Consider the following 18,548-nt stretch of genomic DNA (forward strand, 5'->3'; position numbering starts at 1 on the left):
AGGTCAGGCCGGCGCGACGGCGATCAGGACGGAGTCGGTGACCTCGCCCATCTGTCCGGGCTCTCCTCCGTGGATCTTGCCGAGCCGGGTCCGCTGCTCTGCGGCGACCCGCCACGACGACGGTACGTAGGCCGCGAGCAGCTCGGGGGTGAAGAGCATCTCGGCGTGCGGGCGCTGGGCGAGCGCCTCGGCGTCGGCGGCGTCGTGCCCGACGAGGAGCAGTGTGCCGCCTGGGGCGATGGCTGCGATCAGGCGCGGGTACACGGCGTCGCGCAGGTCGGTGGGCAGGTGGAAGAAGTACGCCGAGACGAGGTCGAAGGTGCCCGGGGGCGGGGTCCACTCAGCGAGGTCACGGTGCTCGAGGGTGACGCGGGAGGGGTCCGGGAGCGTGTCGACGTGCGTCTGCGCGCGGGCCAGCGCGACCACAGAGATGTCGACGCCGGTCACGGTCCAGCCGTGGGTGGCCAGCCACACGGTGTCGGCTCCCTCACCGCACCCGACGTCGAGCGCGCGGCCTTGGGTGAGGGGTGCAGTGACCTCTTCTAGCCACGGGTTGACGTTCCCGCTCCAGACGATCTGGCGCTCGCTGTAGCGCTCGTCCCAGGCGGCTGCGTCCCAGCGAGGCTCGGCGGCGTTGTTGTGGGAGTGGTCGTGGGCGTGCGGGCCGTTCATCGCCGGGCCCCAGCACGGACCTCGTCGACGCCGCGGTTGGCGAGCTCGTCGGCCTTCTCGTTGCCGACGTCCCCGGAGTGGCCCTTGACCCACTTCCACGTGATCGTGTGCCGGGCGACCTGCTCGTCGAGGGCCTGCCACAGCTCGACGTTCTTGACCGGCTTCTTGTCGGCGGTCTTCCAGCCGTTGCGCTTCCACCCGGCGATCCACTTGGACATGCCGTTCATCACGTAGGTGGAGTCGACGTGCAGGGTGACCACGCAAGAGCGGTTGAGCGCTCGCAGCGCTTCGATGACGGCTGTGAGCTCCATCTTGTTGTTCGTGGTCAGCGGGTCGCCGCCGAAGAGCTCGCGCTCGTGCCCGTTGGACTTGAGCCACGCGCCCCAGCCGCCGACACCGGGGTTGCCCTTGCAGGCACCGTCGGTCCAGATCTCTACGGGGGATCCGGTGGGCAGGGCGTCTGTGGGGGGAGTCTGCAACGTCATGGCAGCCATCATCCCAGGCGTGGGCGGGGGGTGTGCCCCCGGACAGCCTGACACGACGAGCAGCGTGCCCCCAGGTCGACGTGTCGCATAGAATCTCCGTGCCCCCGTAGCTCAGTGGATAGAGCAAGAGCCTTCTAATCTCTAGGTCGCAGGTTCGAGTCCTGTCGGGGGCACCCAATGGTCAGTGCTGGTCCTAGGTCGAGGCAGTCCGGGTACGGACCTCACGCTCCATGCGCTGCTCGTGGCGTGCACGTCCCTTGATGGCCTCGAGCTCGCGGCTTCTCGGTGGTGCGTGCGTCACGAGATCGTCGAGCAGGCGACGAGTCGCGAGCGCGATCTCGTCGATCGCGCGATCGAAAGCCTCGGCGTTGGCACGAGAAGGGCGCGTCGACCCGCTGACCTTCCGTACGAACTGCAAGGCGGCCTCGCGAACCTCTGCGTCGGTCGTCGGCGGGTCAAAGTTGTGAAGCACCCGAATGTTTCGGCACATACAGTGACTGTAATCCGCTCAGTCGGCCGAGGTCACCCCGATGCGATGGTGCTGGTCGGGGAGAGCGAGTCGGCGGATTCCAGGTCGAGTGTGACGCCTGCTTCAGCTGGCGGTCGACCATCTTGACCTGCGGCGGCCTGCCCTGCGGCGAGGCCGGGGTTCGGAGGACTCCCGCTGTGCGCTCGGGTCTCTGCGGATGGTTGACCTTCACCGTGCGGACTTCCTGTCGGGGGCGGCCGTAGCTCGCCGGTCGGCGGGTTCGGCCCGGGCGGCCGAGGCGCGTCGACCTGCACGACCTCTTGATGGTCCTGCCGGTCCGGCCGGTCACTGACGAAGAGTGGCGGTGCGTCGGAGACCCGGCATTCGGCTGTGCCTGGGCTGCGGGTGGCACGGACTTCGCTGTGGACACCCCGGCGTGCGGCGCGGACCTCGTGCCCTCCGGCGGGTCTCTGGTGGATGGTGAGGTTGAGGCGGTGGACTTCGTGGTGGTGGCTGCAGAGGAGGATGGCGTTGTTGAGGGAGGTTTCTCCGCCGTTGGTCCACCAGTGGATGTGGTGGATTTCGCACCAGTGGACGGGTTGGGTGCAGGCGTGGAATTGGCATCCGCGGTCGCGGGCGATGATGGCTCGGCGTTGTTCGCGGGTGTAGAGGCGGGCGGTGCGGCCGAGGTTGATGGGGACGTTGTCGGCGGTGATGACGATGCGGGTGAGGTCGGCGTCGCAGAGGATGCGGGCGAGTTCGCTGAGGGGGACGGGGGTCCCGTCCTCGAACGTCGCGGGCTCCACGAGCCCTGGTGCGTTGGACGCGCTGGACTCACTGGACTCGCCGCTGTTTGGACTGTGGCCCCCGGATGGGTTGTCCTGGTTCGATGCCGGGTCATCGCCCTCGGTACTGGCGGCTTGGGCTGCGGCTGCGGCTGCGCGGCGCCGGAGTTCGCGTTGGGACTGGACGAAGGTGTCTTCGGTCATGATGACGGACACGTGGGGGCGGACTGCTGCGCCGTTCTTGAAGGTCCCGCCGTTGATGGCGCGGTCGGCGACGTCGACGAGGGCGTCGGCCATGCGTTGGGGGTAGTCGCGGTCGTCGCCGTCCTCGGGGCGGTGCATCGCCGCCTCGATGGCCACGGCGACGCGGCGTCCGGCGACCACGTTGAGGAATCCTTTGAGGTGGGTGCCGGTGGGGGTGTGGCTGATCGTGAGGTACCGCTTGCGGCGGGTCTCTTCGTGGGTGGCGTCGTGGGCGAGGCAGTCCCGGCGGGCCCACCACCGGTCGGCGGTCTTGGCGAAGGCGTCGGCGTCTTCCTTCGTCGCCAGGTCCAGCAGTTCCTTGTTCTCGCTGGGGGTCAGTTCCGTGGTGCCGGGGCGCTCCGCCTTGGACCGGACCCGGCCCAGGATCTCGGCGTGGACGACCGTCACCGTCCCGGTCGCGACCGCCTGGGCAGCCTCGGGGGACTCCTCGAGCACGGTGGCGACCGTGAGCTGGGTGCGCGCGGTCCGCAGGCCTTCCCCGGACATCTGTCCGCGCCAGGCTTCGAACGAGGAGTATCCGGCCTTCTTCCATTCCCCGCAGTCGCGCTCGGCGACCAGCAGCGACGCCCGTTCGGCGGTCAACGCCGCGATCGACCTGTCCAGCTCCACGATCCGCCCACACCGGGCCCGCGACGCGGCAGCGACCGGCTGCACGCCCACGGCCGCGCCAGGCATGGGGGCCAGACCCGCGTCCACGTCACCCGCGGCGCCGAACAGCGCCAACCCGGGCTGCACCACCGCCCTCGCGTGACCCGCCATGACCCACCACCCGACGCCGTCGTCGACCGCTACAGAGACCGCCATGTCCCCGGAGAATGCGGGGCTCCCACCAGATACTTCGACCCTAGACCCGACCACCGACACGCAGCCCGAGCCGGTCACCACCCGTCACGACCGACACTCGCCGCCCTCCGACGAACTGCCCGTCACTAGGTAGACGTCTCCCGAACGCCCGATGTGAGGTCGAGGGCACAGGCAAGTACGCCCGATGCGATGTGGACGGCACCGGCACGTCCGGCCGTTCCGGAGAGGAACCTCCTGACCGCCTTGGCCTGCCGCCACGCTCACGAAACAGGGAACGCCAACGCCCAGAGAACCTTGCGCCATCTCTACTTAGCACTACTATGTAATAGTAGTCAGCATCGTTAAGTAGTTGGAGGGCAGGCCATGGGCAAGCAAATGACAGAGATGCTCAAGGGCACGCTGGAAGGCATCGTCCTCGCGGTCCTGGACGCGCGGTCCGCCTACGGCTACGAGATCACGACCAGGCTGCGCGAGGAGGGCTTCTCCGACCTCGCCGAAGGCACCGTCTACGCCCTGCTGGTGCGAATCGAGCACCGTGGCCTCGTCGACGTGGAGAAGGTCCCCTCAGAGAAGGGGCCCCCGCGCAAGGTCTACTCGCTCAACGCACAGGGCCGAGAGTACCTGGACGAGTTCTGGACGAACTGGGCGTTCCTCGCCGAACGAATCGAACGCCTTCACCGCCACACCGAAGACCCACTCGAAGGAGAACAGCCATGACCGCACGATGGATCGAGCAGATCACCGGCTCGTTCGAGGACAAGAAGCGCTGGCGCCGGTACAAGGCGCGCAAGGAGCAGCTCCCCTCGAGCTATCGAATCGCGATCGACGGCATCGAGCGCTACTTCATGTACGCCGGGTCGATCGTCAAGGGCGACGTCCTCATGCAGATGCTCGAGGACCTCGGGGACCTCATCGAGGGGGCCGCAGCTGACGGAACTCCGATCCGCGACATCGTCGGGGACGACCCGGTGGAGTTCGCAGACACGTTCATCGCGAACTACGCCGACGGCCAGTGGATCGCCAAGGAGCGCAAGCGCCTGATCGATGCCGTCGACCAGGCAGCCGTCGACCAGGCAGCCGTCGACCAGGCAGCCGTCGACCAGGCAGCCGTCGACGAGGCTGCCGCTGACGAGACCTGAGTACGCCACTGCCTGAGCATGCAGAGAGGAGCCTGCACATGACCACCGACCAGCCCCCTGAACCCGCCATCCCCCCGATCCCCCCGACACCCGCGATCCGGGTGCAGTCCCTGACGAAGTCGTTCAAGGACGTTCACGTCCTGCGCGGTGTCGACTTCGACGTGGCAGCGGGGAGCATCTTCGCCCTGCTCGGCTCGAACGGGGCGGGCAAGACCACGATCGTGAGAATCCTGTCCACCCTGGCCAGGGCCGACGCGGGGACCGTCACCGTCAACGGCTTCGACGCCGCCACCCAGCCTGGCGACGTGCGCCAGTCGATCAGCCTCACCGGCCAGTTCGCCGCCGTCGACGACGTGCTCACCGGCCGGGAGAACCTCGTGCTGATCGCGAAGCTGCGTCACCTGTCGGACCCAGGTGCGATCGCCGACGAGATGCTCGCCCGCTTCTCCCTCACCGACGCAGGACGGCGCACGACGTCGACGTACTCCGGCGGCATGCGACGCCGGCTCGACATCGCGATGTCCTTGATCGGGAACCCGCCGATCATCGTCCTCGACGAGCCGACTGCCGGCCTCGACCCCCAGGCGCGGATCGAGGTGTGGCGGACCGTCAAGGGCCTCGCGGCCGGGGGCACCACGGTGCTGCTCACGACGCAGCATCTCGACGAGGCCGAACAGCTCGCCGACCGGATCGCGATCCTCCACGAGGGCCGGATCCTCGTGAACGGCACCCTCGCCGAGCTCAAGCAGCTCCTCCCGCCCGCCACCGTCGAGTACATCGAGAAGCAGCCGACCCTCGAAGACGTCTTCTTCGCCGTCGTCGGCAACGACAGCCCCGACGGCACGGACACGAGCGGCAAGGACTCACGATGACCACACGATTCCTCGGCGACACCGCCGCCCTGCTGGGACGATCCCTGCGCCACGTCACGCGAAGCCTGGACACCATCATCACGACGACGATCATGCCGATCGCCTTCATGCTGCTCTTCGTCTACGTGTTCGGCGGAGCGATCAGCGCCGGGTCGGATGCGTACGTGGACTACCTGCTCCCCGGCATCCTCCTCATCACGATCGCCACCGGCACCTCCTATACCGCGTTCCGCCTCTTCCTGGATCTGCAGAGCGGCATCTTCGAGCGGTTCCAGTCGATGCCGATCGCACGGTCGTCCGTGCTGTGGGCGCACGTGCTGACCTCGCTGGTCGCCAACTGCATCTCGATCGTGGTCGTGGTGGGCGTCGCGCTCCTCATGGGCTTCCGCTCGGGGGCAGGGGTGGCCGAGTGGCTCGCGGTCGCCGGCATCCTCGCCCTGTTCACCCTGGCCCTGACCTGGATCGCGGTCATCGCCGGGCTCTCCGCGAAGACCGCCGACGGCGCGAGCGCCTTCGCCTACCCGCTCATCCTCCTGCCGTTCATCAGCTCGGCCTTCGTGCCCACCGAGACGATGCCCGGCCCGGTGCGCGCCTTCGCCGAGCACCAGCCGGTGACGTCCATCGTCGACGCGATCCGTGATCTGCTCGCCCAGCAGCCGGTCGACGCCGTCATCTGGGTCGCCCTCGCCTGGTGCGTCGGGATCCTCCTCGTCGCGTACCTCGCCGCGATGGCCGCGTACCGTCGCAGGATCTCCTAGCGCACCCGCCGGGCGCGGCCGGCGAGGGTCGAGGACCCGTGACCTAGGCTGGCGCTATGTCCACCTACGTGCGCCCCCACGTCCCTGATCAGGTGTTCTACGACACCGACGGTCGGGTCGTCGACTACGGCGACCGCTGGAACGGCCAGAGCCCGCCGGCAGAGACCTACTCGATCGACGAGCACCCGGAGCGGTTCGCCCCGCTGCACGACGTCGCCCGCGCGCTCATCGACCACCTCGCCGCGGCCTACGACGTGACCGTGAGCGACGACGTCACGCACGGCGACGACCTCATGTACCCCCGCGACGACGTCGTGCAGGCCGTGCGCCTCACCCCGAACGCGCCCGACGCCGCCGGACTGACTTTCGTCCTGGCCGCCTATCCGCTGGTGGCCGTTCACGCAGGTCTGCTCACCGACTGGACCTACCCGGTCTGCGGGTGCGGGGCTTGCGACGACAGCTGGCAGGGGTGCGCCGACGAGATGGAGTGGCACACCTTCGCGGTCGTCGCCGGGCTGCTGGTGGAGCGCGTCGAGCCGGTGCTGGACCTGCGTGGTCGACGGGTCGAGGTCTCGAGCACCATCACCGCCGTGGACGGGACCCTGTCCCAGGGCAGCACCTCCTTCGCCCGGCCGGCCACCAGACGGCGGTCCGTCGCGGCCCGCACGGCTCTCACCGCGATCCCCGGAGGGTGGGTCCCGTGGCCGACACGCCAGCCCTAGCCCGCCGCCTCGGCACCGGCGACGCCGTCGTCATCGGCCTCGGGTCGATGATCGGGGCCGGGGTCTTCGTCGTCTTCGCCCCCGCAGCGGCCGCAGCCGGGGCGGGCCTGCTCGTCGGTCTGGCGATCGCCGCGGTCATCGCCGTCTGCAACGCGACTGCCTCCGCCCAGCTGGCGGCGCAGTACCCGACCTCGGGCGGCACCTACGTCTACGGCCGCGAACGGCTGGGGGAGTGGCCGGGCTTCCTCGCGGGCTGGAGCTTCGTCGTCGGCAAGACGGCGAGCTGCGCGGCGATGGCGCTGACCTTCGCCGCCTACGCGGCCCCTGGCTGGGAGAAGCCGGCCGCGGCCGGCGCCGTCGTGGCTCTCGCGACCGTGAACTACCTCGGGGTGACCCGCACGGCCCGGCTGACCCGGATCATCGTCACCGTGGTTCTCACCGTGCTCGTGGTCGTCCTCGCCGTCGGGGTGACCGGGGGCGCCGGACCTGGCGTGAGCACCGACGGGCTCCTCGCCAGCGGGTGGTACGGGATCCTGCAGTCGGCCGGCCTGCTGTTCTTCGCCTTCGCGGGGTACGCGCGGATCGCCACGATGGGGGAGGAGGTGCGGCGACCGCGCCGGACCATCCCGCGGGCGATCGTCATCGCGCTGTCGATCACCCTCGTCGTCTACGCGCTCGTGGCCGTGAGCGTGCTGGGTGTCCTCGGGCCGGACCGGCTCGCCGCCTCGACGGCCCCGCTCGTCGACCTGGTGAGCACCGCCGGCGCAGGCTGGGCCGAACCTGTCGTCCGGGTGGGGGCCGCCGCGGCGTCGCTCGGTGCGCTGCTCGCGCTGGTGGCCGGCGTCGGGCGGACGGCCTTGGCGATGGCGCGGGGCCGGGACCTGCCCGGCTGGCTCGCGGCGGTGCACCCGGTGCGTCAGGTGCCCCACCACGCCGAGATCGCCCTCGCCGTGGTCGTCGTCGCGCTCGTGCTGACCGTCGACGTGCGCCACGCGATCGGGTTCTCGTCCTTCGGGGTGCTCCTCTACTACGCCGTGGCCAACGCCGCCGCCTTCACCCAGACCGCCGAGGACCGGCGCTTCCCGCGGGGGCTCCAGGTGGTGGGTGCACTCGGGTGCCTCGGGCTGGCGGCCATGCTGCCGCCCGCCTCGATCGCCGGCGGCCTCGTCGTGCTCGCGGTGGGCATCGTCTACCGGCTGCTCGGGCGCCGGTGGCGCGCGCAGGTCACCCCGTAGGACCGCTCACCCGGTAGACGCCGGTCACCTCGTGGTCCGTGCCCGCACGTGCATCCGCTGGCCCTGCGGGCCGAAGATGCTGAGGAACTCCACCCCCTGCTCGTCCGCCCGGCCGAACCAGTGCGGGGTCCGGGTGTCGAACTCGGCCGCCTCGCCGGCGGGCAGCACGAGGTCCTGCTCGCCGAGCACGAGACGCAGCCGACCGCGGATCACGTAGACCCACTCGTACCCCTCGTGCGTCTGCTGGGTGACGACCGGCGTGGTCGCCCCGGCCGGCACGAGGTGCTTGAACACCTGCAGCCCGCCCGCGCCGCGGCTGAGCGGCAGGATCGTCATGCCGTGCTGGGTGATGGGCCGGATGTGGATCCGCGGGTCGCCGGTGGCCGGGGCACCGACCAGCTCGTCGAGCGGCACCCCGTAGGCCCTGGCGAGCGGAAGCAGCAGCTCGAGGTTGGGTCGGCGCTGCCCCGACTCGAGGCGCGAGAGCGTGCTCACGGAGATCCCGGTGGCGCCCGACAGCTCGGCGAGGGTCAGGTCGCGGGCCGTGCGCAGGGCCCGCAGCCGCGGGCCGACCGCGGCGAGCACGGTGAAGGTGGGGTCGGTGGCGTCCGGGGTGTCGGTCATCGGCCCAGTTTGCCACTCCGGCAAGCTTCCTTGCTGTCCGGCCTTCGCGCGGAGCACCCTGGGACGAGCACACCCACCTCGCACAAGGAGCGCACCATGAACCAGTCCTCCCCGCCCCCCGCGTCCGCCCCCCAGCCTCCCACCGCGACCTACGACGTCGTCGTCGTCGGGGGCGGTGCAGCCGGCCTGAGCGCCGCCGTCGCCCTCGGCCGTGCCCGCCGCTCGGTGCTCGTCGTCGACGCCGGCGAGCAGCGCAACCTGCCCGCCGCGGGTGTGCACAACTACCTCACCCGCGACGGCATGAGCCCTGCCGAGCTCGCCCGGGTCGGCCGTGAGGAGGTCGCCCGCTACGGCGGCACCGTCCTGACTGCGAGCGTGCAGTCCATCACCCGGGTGGGCGAGGACTTCGACATCGTGGCCGACGACGGCACCCGCGTCCGCGCCCGGCGCCTGCTGCTGGCCACCGGCCTCGTCGACGAGCTTCCCGACATCCCTGGCCTGCGCGAACGCTGGGGCATCGACGTGCTGCACTGCCCGTACTGCCACGGCTGGGAGATCCGCGACCGGGTGGTCGGCATCCTGGCGAGCGGCCCGATGGCCGTCCACCAGGCCCTCCTGTTCCGCCAGTGGAGCGAGCACGTCACGCTCTTTCTCAACGGCCGCCCGGCGCCCACCGCGGAGGAGGCCGAACAGCTCGCCGCCCGCGGCGTCGCCGTCGTACCGGGCGACGTGGCAGGCCTCGAGGTGCACGACGACGCGCTCGCAGCGGTGCTGCTCGCGGAGGGTCCGCGCCACGGGGTCCAGGCCCTCGTCGTCGGCCCGACCTTCACCGCCCGGACCGAGCTCGCCGCCGCCCTCGGGGTCGCCACGACTGAGCACCCCATGGGCGTGGGCACCTACGTCGTCACCGACGAGACGGGCCTGACGTCCGTACCCGGGGTGTGGGCAGCCGGGAACGTCAGCGACCTCATGGCCCAGGTGGTCACGTCGGCCGGACGGGGTCTCATGGTCGGCGCGGCGATCAACGCCGACCTCATGAACGAGGAGCTGCGCCTGGCCGTGGAGGCCTATCGCGCCCGGTGACCGCCGTCTGACACACTCTCCGACATGTCCACACCACCCGTACTCGTGCTCATCGGGCCCGCGGGCGTCGGCAAGTCGACCCTCGGCGAGCTGGTGGCCGCGTCCCTCGGAGTGGCGTTCGTCGACCTGGACGGCATCGGGGACGTCTACTACGCAGAGGTCGGCTGGAGCATCGATCGTCTGGTCGGGCGCATCGGCGAGGTCGGACGCATCCCCGCGGAACGCGAGTGGGAACCTGCCCGCGCGCACGCGGTCGTGCGTGCGGTGCAGGACTGCTCGGGCGGGGTCCTGGCGCTGGGCGCCGGGCACAGCTCGTACACCGGGGCCGAGCTGCTCGACCAGGTCCGCTCGGCCCTGGGGGACGTGGCCCACGTGGTCATGATCACCCCCTCGACGGACCGCGACGCCGCTCTGGGGCAGCTGCGGACCCGTTCGCTCATCGCCAAGGGCACGTCATGGACCTACGACGGACACGACCTGCTCGCCGAGTGGCTGGACGACCAGGGGTCACGATCGCTCGCCACGCAGATCGTGGTCACCGGAGCTGACACACCGGAGCAGACGGCCGCGCGCCTCGTGCAGATCTGCGCACCGACACCCGTAGCCGCGGCCGCGCCTGCCGGCCGCGCCTAGGGTGAAAACGAACTGAGACAGATGCGGATCGCAGTCATCGGCGCAGGGATCGGCGGGCTCGTCGCCGCCCTCGGTCTGCAGCGCGACGGGCACGACGCGACGGTCTTCGAGCGGCAGGAGCGCCCCGGTGCGGTGGGGGCTGGACTGTCGTTGTTCGCCAACTCCTTCGCCGCGCTCGCCGCGATCGGGCTGGCTGACCTCGTCCAGCCGCTGGTCTCGCATGATGTGCCGGTGCTCCGGGCGGGACAACGCACCCCGTCCGGGCGCTGGACCATGCTGCTGCCCCCTGATGCGGCGTCTTCGATGCGGGCGCTCCACCGCGCGGACCTGCACGCCGCGCTGGTGGGCGCCCTCGTCGCGGGGTCGCTGCGGACCGGGGTCGAGGCATCCGTGTCCGGTGACGGGTCACCGGCGGTCCTCCTCGCAGGGCACCGGGAACCATTCGACCTGGTGATCGCCGCCGACGGGATCCGCAGCCCGGCCAGGACGACGCTGGGGCTGGACACGGGCGTGCGGTACGCCGGCTACACCGCGTGGCGAGGCGTCACCAGGTCTCCCGTCGCGGTCGACGGGGCAGGGGAGACCTGGGGACGCGGGAGACGGTTCGGGGTGGTCCCCCTCCCGGACGGCCGCGTCTACTGGTTCGCGACCCAGACCCTCCCGCCCGGGACCACCGCCGCGGACGAGCGCGAGGAGGTCCTGCGCCAGTTCGGGCCCTGGCACCACCCGATCCGGGCGCTCGTCGAGGCCACCGACGCGGCGGACGTGCTGCGCCACGACGTGCACGACCTGCGTCGTCCGCTGCGCTCGTACGCGAAGGGGGCGACGATCCTCCTCGGGGACGCCGCCCACGCCATGACTCCGGACATGGGGCAAGGAGCCGGTCAGGCGATCGAGGACGCGGCCACGATCGTCCTCTGCGTGCGCGCCGCCACCGCCGCCACCGCCGCAGCCACAGAAACCGCAGACGCCGCCGACCGCGCGCCCGTCGAGCGCGTGACCTGCGCGTACGATCGCGCCCGCCGCAGGCGCAGCCAGCGCATCGCCCGCCAGTCGCGCCTGGCCGGCGCCGTGGGGCAGCTGTCCTCCCCGCTCGCCGCCGGGGTGCGGGACGCGGCGATGTGGGTCATGCCTGCGCGCCTCGCCGCCGACGCCGCCAGCCGGCTCCAGAGGTGGACGCCGCCGCCGCGCGTAGGGTGAAGATTCACTCCGAGGCACAGGCAGGTCCGTGATGACAGACGAGCTGACGGCGACCCGTGGGGCACCGACCGCAGACCCCACGCTCACCCTCCCGGGCACCTGGAACGCCCGCGACATGGGTGGGCGCGCCGTCCCGGAGGGCGCGAGCGAACCCCTCGCGACCGGTGTGCTGCTGCGCAGCGCGTCCCTCGCGCGGCTCGAACCGGCCGGCGTCGGCCTCCTCGCCGACCACGGCGTCACGACCGTGCTCGACCTGCGCGGCCCCCGAGAGGTGGCCCGCGACGGAGCCGACGTCGTCCCCGCGGGCACCCAGGTGCTCGCCCTGCCGTTCGGGGCGCAGATGATCACGAACCTCGTCGGAACCCGCTCGGACACCTCGCCCGCCCCGGCTCGGCTGGGCCACCTGGTCATGGAGAGCATCTACCGGGGCTTCGTCACCGACCCGGACGCGCACGCCGCGATCGGCACGGCATTGACCGCGGTCGCCTCCTCGACCCGTGCCGTGCTCGTGCACTGCTCGGCGGGCAAGGACCGGACCGGGTGGATCGTCGCCCTCGTCCAGGCCGTGTGCTCGGTGCCCCGGGACCAGATCCTCCACGAGTACCTGCTCTCCGCGCAGGCCGCCGGGGAGCTCGCCGCGGCCATGCCCCTGGCCCCGGGCGTCGCCCCGGAGCTGTGGGACGCCGTCCTGCGGGTGCACCCGGCCTACCTGGCCGCCGCCGAGGATCAGGTGGGGCGCAGCTTCGGGTCGCTCACCGGGTACCTCGACGCGATCGGGGTGGACGCCGTGCTGCGGTCGACGCTGCGGGCGCGCTTCGGCGTCGACCAGGCCTGACCGGTGACCCGGCCGGGTGGACCGGCGGCGCTGCCCGGGCCACGCCCCGCAGCAAGTCCGTGGCCCGCGTCACGGCGCGCGCGTTTGGCCTCCTCACAGTTGCACGCAAGAATCATCGAGTGACTATCAGCAGCGGCCCAGACCAGCCCTCGAGTGCAGGGACGGGCCGCCACGCCTCCGGCGGCGCCGACGTGCTCGAGCCGCACTCGACCGTCTTCGACGTCGTGACCGACCTGCGCCGCGAGGTCGCCCTGCTGGACTTCCCGCTCGAGATCGACGGCGCCGACGAGGCCAGGGGCCAGCAGTCCCGGCTGGTCAGCCAGCTCGACGACCACCTGCTGCCGCGCCTCAAGGAGCTCTCGACCCCCGCCGTCGTCGTCATCGCCGGCTCGACCGGCGCCGGGAAGTCGACGCTGCTCAACTCGCTGCTGCGGGAGGAGATCTCCGAGGCGTCGGTCATCCGCCCCACGACCCGCGAGCCGGTCGTCGTCTTCAACCCCGCTGACGCGGCGATCGTCGCCGACACCCCGCTGGTCCAGACCGTCCGCTCGGTGACCAACGCCAACGTCCCGCGTGGCATCGCGCTGCTCGACGCCCCCGACCTCGACTCCGTCCTGGAGGAGAACCGCGAGACCGCGGCACGCCTGCTCGAGGGCGCGGACCTGTGGCTGTTCGTCACGACCGCGGCCCGCTACGGCGACGCGCTGCCCTGGAAGGCGCTCGAGGGCGCCATGCACCGCGGGGCGACCGTGGCCATGGTCCTCAACCGCGCACCGCACGCCTCCCTCAAGACCGTGCGCGGCGACCTCCTCGACCGGCTCCGCGACCACCACATGGACAACACCCCGCTCTTCGTCGTGCCCGACGCCGGCCCCCACGAGGGCCTCCTGCCCGTCTCCGAGGTGGCCGCGATCGGGCGCTGGCTGCGCACCCTGGGCGGCGCGGACCGTGCGCGCACGGTCATCCTGCGGACGCTGCGCGGCTCGCTCGCCGCGCTGCCGCCGTGGATCGAGCAGCTCAGCGCGCACGTCGAGCACCAGGTCATGGCCGGCGAACGGATCCGCGAGGTGGCCGAGGCGGCGTTGCCACCGGTGGCCAAGGACGTGCGTCAGGCGATCGAGTCCGGCAAGCTCGCCCAGGGCGCCGTCGAGTCGCAGTGGGCTCAGCTGCTGCGCCCGGCCCGGTTGGACAAGGCCATCTCCCGCGCCGGGATCGCCCGGGGCTCGGCCCGACGCGGCCGGTCCCGCGAGACCAGCCTGGGTGAGCTCGTCGAGGCGGTGCGCCGTGCGGCGACCGCGACGCTCACCGCGGCCGGGGACGACGCCGACGCTGCGCTGCGCCGGGCGCTGGAGTCGGTGCCCGGGGGCGCGAGCCTGCTCACCACCCTCGCCGGCGCCTCCGCGCGGGACTCCCGGGAAGGGGCGGCCCGGGCGGCCGTCGACTTCTGGATCGCCCAGACCGTCGACCGGGTCGCCGCCGTCGATGCCGCCGAGAGCAAGCAGTACACGGCCGCGGTGCGCGCCTTCGGCCGCGGCGGGCTGACGGCCCTCCTGCTCGCCTCCGCCGTCGGGCTGGCCCCCGCCGAGGAGCTGCTCGGGCGCCTGCTCGGCAACGCCGGGCGGGATCTCAGCCCGGAGGTCACGAGCGAGCTGGCCGACTCCGCGGCTACTCTGGTGGATCGGGAGATCCTTCCGACCCGCCGCGCGCTCACCGTGCCGGCCCTGGCCGACGACGCCGCGGTGGGACTGCGGGTTCGGCTGGCTGAGCTCGCTCAGCTCACCTGACCCGCCCGCACCAGCCGCACCGCCCGCCGCAACACAGGAGCAGCCCGTGACACAGACCGTACCGGCCGTGGATCGCAGATCGAGCGAGCAGTCGACGACGTCTGACGGCGAGCGTTACGCCCAGCACGTCGCGAACCTGCGTCGGGCCCTGGACATCGGCGGCGACCGGCTCGACCCAACGATCGCGGCCCGGGCGCGGTCCGTGCTCGCCGGCGCGGACGAACGCCTGGCGCTCGGCGTGGACCACACGATCATCGCGCTCGCCGGTGGCACCGGGTCGGGCAAGTCGAGCACCTTCAACGCCATCTCCCGGTTGACCTTCGCCGACGTCGGTGTCCGTCGCCCCACCACCGCCCGGGTCACCGCGTGCGCCTGGAGCGACACCGCGACCGCGCTGCTCGACTGGCTCGAGGTGGACACCGAGCGCCGGATCAACCGGGACAGCGTGCTCGACGGCGACGAGGCGTCCCTGGCCGGGCTGATCCTGCTCGACCTCCCCGACCACGACTCGATCGAGCCGAAGCACCGCGAGATCGTCGACCGGATCCTGCCGCTGGTGGACCTGCTCATCTGGGTCGTCGACCCGCAGAAGTACGCCGACGAGGCGCTGCACGCCGGCTACCTGCAGGCCTTCGCCGGCGCTGAGGCGTCGATGATCGTCGTGCTCAACCAGATCGACACGATCGCCGAGTCCGGCCGGGCCGCGCTCGTGGCCGACGTCGCGCGGCTGCTCACCGAGGACGGACTGGTCGGGGTCGACGTGCGCACCATCTCCGCGAAGACCGGCGAGGGCGTCACCGAGCTGCGCGAGACGCTGCGCGAGGCCGTCGCGCGCCGTTCGGTCGCGGCGAGCCGGCTCGCGGACGAGCTGGACCGCGAGGGCCGCCGGATCGCCGAGGAGGTCCCCGCGACCGTCCTGCAGAGCGTCGAGCCGCTCGTCGACGGCGAGGTGGACCGGGTCGCTGTGGCCGTCGGCGTCTCCGCCGTGGTCGACGACGTGCGGGCGACCGTGCGCTTCGGCGGTGACGGCGACCGGGTGCCCACGTTCCGCACGCCCCAGGAGTCGGCGATCCGAGTGATCCGCAGCCGCTGGGTGACCAAGGTGAGCGAGGCGATGCGGCCCTCCTGGGCGGAGTCGATCGACCGTGCCGTCCCCGACCAGGGCGCGATCTCCACCGCGCTGGTCGAGGCGCTGAGCCAGGTGCCCATCTCGACGCAGCGATCGGTCGGTGCCCGTCGGGCCCGGCTGCTCGGCTGGGTCGCCGGAGGGGTCGCGCTGCTCGCCGCGGTCGTGTCGTTGGTCTTTGCTCTCGGGCTCGTCGACGTCGACGAGGGCTGGATGCTCGTGGCGGCAGGCGTGGCGGTCGCCGCCGCCGCCGTCTCGATCGGCGCGCTCATGGTCGGCGCCCGGATGCGCTCGACCCTCGCCGACCTGCGGGCCGAAGAGGTCCGCGAAGCAGCCTTCGCCGCGCTGCGCGACGTGGTCGAGACGACGTTGGCCGAGCCCGCCCAGCGGATCCTCACCGAGCACCGCGACGTCCGCGATTCGGCGCTCTCGGTCCGGGAGACCTCGTCCACAGGGCGCCGCAGCGTGACCGTGCCCACAGCCACGGTCTGACCCGGAGCGGACGGGAGCCCTGACCCTGGAGCCTGGCAGCACACGGGACGACACTCGTCGTCCCCCGTCGCTGGAGGATCCATGAGCACAGACACCAAGGTGACCGTGACGGGCTGGGTGGGGACACAGCCCAAGCACTTCGTCTCGGAGAGCGGCACCAACTTCACGAGCTTCCGCTTGGCCAGCACCAAGCGGTTCTACAACCGGGCCGACGACGCCTGGGTCGACGGGCTGACGACCTGGTTCACCGTCAAGGCGTGGCGGAGCATGGCGATCAACATCGCCGAGTCGCTGCGCAAGTCCGACCCCGTCCTGGTGCACGGCACGCTCACGTCCGAGACCTGGGAGTCCCCGGACGGTCCGCGGACCACCATCGTCATCGAGGCCGATGCGGTCGGCCCCGACCTGGCCCGGGGGCAGGCCACGTTCCGGCACACCGTGCACACGAAGGTGGGGGAGGCTGCACCGGGAGGTGCAGACGCTCCGACCGACCCGTGGGCGGTGAGCGGTGAGCCCGACGCAGGGGGAGGCGCTGAGGCCGGGTCGGTCGAGGCCGAGGAGACGCCCGTCCCGGTCGACGACCGCACCGCCGCATAGCCGACCACCGTCCGGGCCGGGCCGGGTCGTGCTGGGCGGGTCCGGACCGGCACGCTGGTGCGTCCCACATCGGGGGCGTACGAGCGCGCCGGTGCCGGACGGCGTAGTCTGTGGGGTTGGGCAGCTTTCTCAGCGCCCAGCCCTGCTTCCACGCAGCCTCGCTCGTGGTCGTTCGTGCTGGTCGGCTGAGCAGGCGCACACCTGACCAGCGCGAGCGAACCCGCTCCAACGCAATCGAACATGAGGCGGACCGAGAGCCAGTGGCTGAGTTCATCTACTCCATGTACAAGACGCGCAAAGCGCACGGCGACAAGGTCATCCTTGATGACGTCACGCTGAACTTCCTCCCCGGAGCGAAGATCGGTGTGGTCGGCCCCAACGGAGCCGGAAAGTCGACGATCCTGAAGATCATGGCGGGCATCGAGCAGCCCTCCAACGGTGAGGCACGTCTGTCTCCCGGATACACCGTGGGCATCCTCCTGCAGGAGCCACCGCTCAACGAAGAGAAGACCGTCCTGGGCAACGTCGAAGAAGGCGTCGCCGAGATCAAGGGCAAGCTCGACCGCTTCAACGAGATCTCCGCGTTGATGGCCGAGCCCGACGCGGACTTCGACAAGCTCCTCGCCGAGATGGGCGAGCTGCAGGAAGCCCTCGACCACGCCGACGCATGGGACCTGGACGCCCAGCTCGAGCAGGCCATGGACGCGCTGCGGTGCCCGCCGCCGGACGCCGACGTGTCGGTCCTGTCCGGAGGTGAACGTCGCCGCGTGGCACTGTGCAAGCTCCTCCTGGAGAAGCCTGACCTGCTGCTCCTCGACGAGCCCACCAACCACCTCGACGCCGAGTCCGTCCTGTGGCTCGAGCAGCACCTGTCGAGCTACCCCGGCGCGATCCTCGCCGTGACCCACGACCGGTACTTCCTCGACCACGTCGCGGAATGGATCTGTGAGGTCGACCGCGGACGCCTGTACCCCTACGAGGGCAACTACTCGACCTACCTGGAGAAGAAGGGTGAGCGTCTCAAGGTCCAGGGCAAGAAGGACCAGAAGCTCGCCAAGCGTCTCTCGGACGAGCTCGAGTGGGTCCGGATGAACGCCAAGGGCCGTCAGACCAAGTCGAAGGCCCGCCTGGCCCGGTACGAGGAGATGGCGACCGAGGCCGAGCGCACCCGCAAGCTCGACTTCGAAGAGATCCAGATCCCACCGGGCCCGCGCCTGGGTGGCATCGTCATCGAGGCCAACAACCTCAACAAGGGCTTCGACGGACGCACGCTCATCGACGGCCTGTCGTTCACGCTGCCCCGCAACGGCATCGTCGGGGTCATCGGCCCGAACGGTGTGGGTAAGACCACGCTGTTCAAGACCATCGTCGGCCTCGAGTCGCTCGACGCCGGAGAGCTCAAGATCGGTGAGACGGTCTCGATCTCCTACGTCGACCAGTCCCGCGGTGGTATCGACCCGAAGAAGTCGCTCTGGGAGGTCGTCTCCGACGGACTCGACTACATCAAGGTCGGCAACGTCGAGATGCCCTCGCGCGCCTACGTCGCCGCCTTCGGGTTCAAGGGACCGGACCAGCAGAAGGCCGCCGGGGTCCTCTCCGGTGGTGAGCGCAACCGCCTCAACCTCGCGCTCACCCTCAAGCAGGGTGGAAACCTCCTCCTGCTCGACGAGCCCACCAACGACCTCGATGTGGAGACGCTCGGCTCGCTCGAGAACGCGCTGCTCGAGTTCCCCGGCTGCGCCGTCGTGGTCTCCCACGACCGGTGGTTCCTCGACCGGGTCGCCACGCACATCCTCGCCTACGAAGGCACCGAGGAGAACCCGGCGAACTGGTACTGGTTCGAGGGGAACTTCGACTCCTACGAGGAGAACAAGCTGTCCCGTCTCGGCGCCGACGCAGCCCGTCCGCACCGGGTGACCCACCGCAAGCTCACCCGCGACTGATCCACCGCTCATGCGGTGTTCAGGAG

Annotated in this window: 19 protein-coding genes and 1 tRNA gene; 15 read left to right on the forward strand and 5 right to left on the reverse strand. The window is 71.2% G+C overall.

Annotated elements, in window-relative coordinates; genetic code table 11:
- Window positions 1-3 precede the first annotated feature (3 nt).
- Window positions 4-672 (reverse strand): class I SAM-dependent methyltransferase, encoded by a 669-nt coding sequence (locus tag ACWA15_RS06625; protein WP_464058716.1) that lies wholly within the window; start codon window positions 670-672, stop codon window positions 4-6.
- Window positions 669-1,157: a ribonuclease HI gene (gene rnhA, locus ACWA15_RS06630; RefSeq protein ID WP_464058718.1), complete on the reverse strand. Its 489-nt coding sequence runs from the start codon at window positions 1,155-1,157 to the stop codon at window positions 669-671. Before rnhA ends, ACWA15_RS06625 begins: the two co-directional genes overlap by 4 nt.
- Before the next feature lie 100 nt (window positions 1,158-1,257).
- Between rnhA and ACWA15_RS06635 the strand changes: the two genes are divergently transcribed.
- Window positions 1,258-1,330, forward strand: a tRNA-Arg gene (locus tag ACWA15_RS06635).
- Between the two features lie 20 nt (window positions 1,331-1,350).
- Here the strand turns inward: ACWA15_RS06635 and ACWA15_RS06640 are convergent.
- Together ACWA15_RS06640 and ACWA15_RS06645 are read right to left on the reverse strand one after the other, a co-directional pair.
- Complete coding sequence (locus tag ACWA15_RS06640) at window positions 1,351-1,647, reverse strand: DUF2277 domain-containing protein (RefSeq protein WP_464058720.1); 297 nt, start codon at window positions 1,645-1,647, stop codon at window positions 1,351-1,353.
- A 32-nt stretch (window positions 1,648-1,679) separates the two neighbouring features.
- Entirely contained in the window at window positions 1,680-3,479 is a 1,800-nt protein-coding gene (locus ACWA15_RS06645; protein ID WP_464058721.1) for an HNH endonuclease signature motif containing protein, read from the reverse strand.
- Between the two features lie 363 nt (window positions 3,480-3,842).
- On the opposite strand from ACWA15_RS06645, the gene ACWA15_RS06650 reads away from it, so the two are divergent.
- Genes ACWA15_RS06650 through ACWA15_RS06675 form a run of 6 tightly spaced genes read left to right on the forward strand, consistent with a single transcriptional unit; the run spans window position 3,843 to window position 8,205 of the window.
- Window positions 3,843-4,196, forward strand: coding sequence for a PadR family transcriptional regulator (locus tag ACWA15_RS06650; RefSeq protein ID WP_464058723.1), 354 nt, complete (start codon window positions 3,843-3,845; stop codon window positions 4,194-4,196).
- A complete protein-coding gene (locus ACWA15_RS06655; RefSeq protein ID WP_464058725.1) occupies window positions 4,193-4,618 on the forward strand; it encodes a DUF1048 domain-containing protein in 426 nt (141 codons plus the stop codon). Before ACWA15_RS06650 ends, ACWA15_RS06655 begins: the two co-directional genes overlap by 4 nt.
- Window positions 4,619-4,656: 38 nt before the next feature.
- Window positions 4,657-5,490, forward strand: a complete 834-nt coding sequence (locus tag ACWA15_RS06660; protein ID WP_464058727.1) for an ABC transporter ATP-binding protein — start codon at window positions 4,657-4,659, stop codon at window positions 5,488-5,490.
- Window positions 5,487-6,248 carry an ABC transporter permease gene (locus ACWA15_RS06665; protein ID WP_464058728.1) on the forward strand — a complete coding sequence of 254 codons (762 nt, stop codon included), beginning with the start codon at window positions 5,487-5,489 and terminating at the stop codon, window positions 6,246-6,248. The genes ACWA15_RS06660 and ACWA15_RS06665 overlap by 4 nt, the downstream gene beginning before the upstream one ends.
- Window positions 6,249-6,304: 56 nt before the next feature.
- Entirely contained in the window at window positions 6,305-6,970 is a 666-nt protein-coding gene (locus tag ACWA15_RS06670) for a DUF6226 family protein (RefSeq protein WP_464058730.1), read from the forward strand.
- Window positions 6,949-8,205 carry an APC family permease gene (locus ACWA15_RS06675; RefSeq protein WP_464058731.1) on the forward strand — a complete coding sequence of 419 codons (1,257 nt, stop codon included), beginning with the start codon at window positions 6,949-6,951 and terminating at the stop codon, window positions 8,203-8,205. The genes ACWA15_RS06670 and ACWA15_RS06675 overlap by 22 nt, the downstream gene beginning before the upstream one ends.
- Window positions 8,206-8,229: 24 nt before the next feature.
- On the opposite strand, the gene ACWA15_RS06680 is transcribed toward ACWA15_RS06675, so the two are convergent.
- Complete coding sequence (locus tag ACWA15_RS06680; protein WP_464058733.1) at window positions 8,230-8,829, reverse strand: helix-turn-helix domain-containing protein; 600 nt, start codon at window positions 8,827-8,829, stop codon at window positions 8,230-8,232.
- 96 nt (window positions 8,830-8,925) lie between these two features.
- On the opposite strand from ACWA15_RS06680, the gene ACWA15_RS06685 reads away from it, so the two are divergent.
- The 8 genes from ACWA15_RS06685 to ettA all read left to right on the forward strand — a co-directional run bounded on the left by ACWA15_RS06685 (window position 8,926) and on the right by ettA (window position 18,522).
- On the forward strand, window positions 8,926-9,912 hold the full coding sequence (locus tag ACWA15_RS06685) for an NAD(P)/FAD-dependent oxidoreductase (RefSeq protein ID WP_464058735.1): 987 nt from the start codon (window positions 8,926-8,928) through the stop codon (window positions 9,910-9,912).
- Window positions 9,913-9,936: 24 nt separating this feature from the next.
- Window positions 9,937-10,545, forward strand: a complete 609-nt coding sequence (locus ACWA15_RS06690) for a shikimate kinase (protein ID WP_464058737.1) — start codon at window positions 9,937-9,939, stop codon at window positions 10,543-10,545.
- Between the two features lie 21 nt (window positions 10,546-10,566).
- The gene (locus tag ACWA15_RS06695; protein ID WP_464058739.1) at window positions 10,567-11,745 is read left to right on the forward strand and encodes an FAD-dependent monooxygenase; all 1,179 of its coding nucleotides are present in this window, start codon (window positions 10,567-10,569) and stop codon (window positions 11,743-11,745) included.
- A 31-nt stretch (window positions 11,746-11,776) separates the two neighbouring features.
- On the forward strand, window positions 11,777-12,580 hold the full coding sequence (locus tag ACWA15_RS06700; protein ID WP_464058741.1) for a tyrosine-protein phosphatase: 804 nt from the start codon (window positions 11,777-11,779) through the stop codon (window positions 12,578-12,580).
- Between the two features lie 119 nt (window positions 12,581-12,699).
- The gene (gene rsgA, locus ACWA15_RS06705; protein ID WP_464058743.1) at window positions 12,700-14,364 is read left to right on the forward strand and encodes a GTPase RsgA; all 1,665 of its coding nucleotides are present in this window, start codon (window positions 12,700-12,702) and stop codon (window positions 14,362-14,364) included.
- A 46-nt stretch (window positions 14,365-14,410) separates the two neighbouring features.
- The gene (locus ACWA15_RS06710) at window positions 14,411-15,982 is read left to right on the forward strand and encodes a GTP-binding protein (protein ID WP_464058745.1); all 1,572 of its coding nucleotides are present in this window, start codon (window positions 14,411-14,413) and stop codon (window positions 15,980-15,982) included.
- 81 nt (window positions 15,983-16,063) lie between these two features.
- Window positions 16,064-16,579, forward strand: coding sequence for a single-stranded DNA-binding protein (locus ACWA15_RS06715; RefSeq protein ID WP_464058747.1), 516 nt, complete (start codon window positions 16,064-16,066; stop codon window positions 16,577-16,579).
- Window positions 16,580-16,839: 260 nt separating this feature from the next.
- Window positions 16,840-18,522 (forward strand): energy-dependent translational throttle protein EttA, encoded by a 1,683-nt coding sequence (gene ettA, locus ACWA15_RS06720; protein WP_464058749.1) that lies wholly within the window; start codon window positions 16,840-16,842, stop codon window positions 18,520-18,522.
- The last annotated feature ends 26 nt before the right edge of the window (window positions 18,523-18,548 follow it).

Source organism: Sanguibacter sp. TS_SC_8, assembly GCF_055361235.1.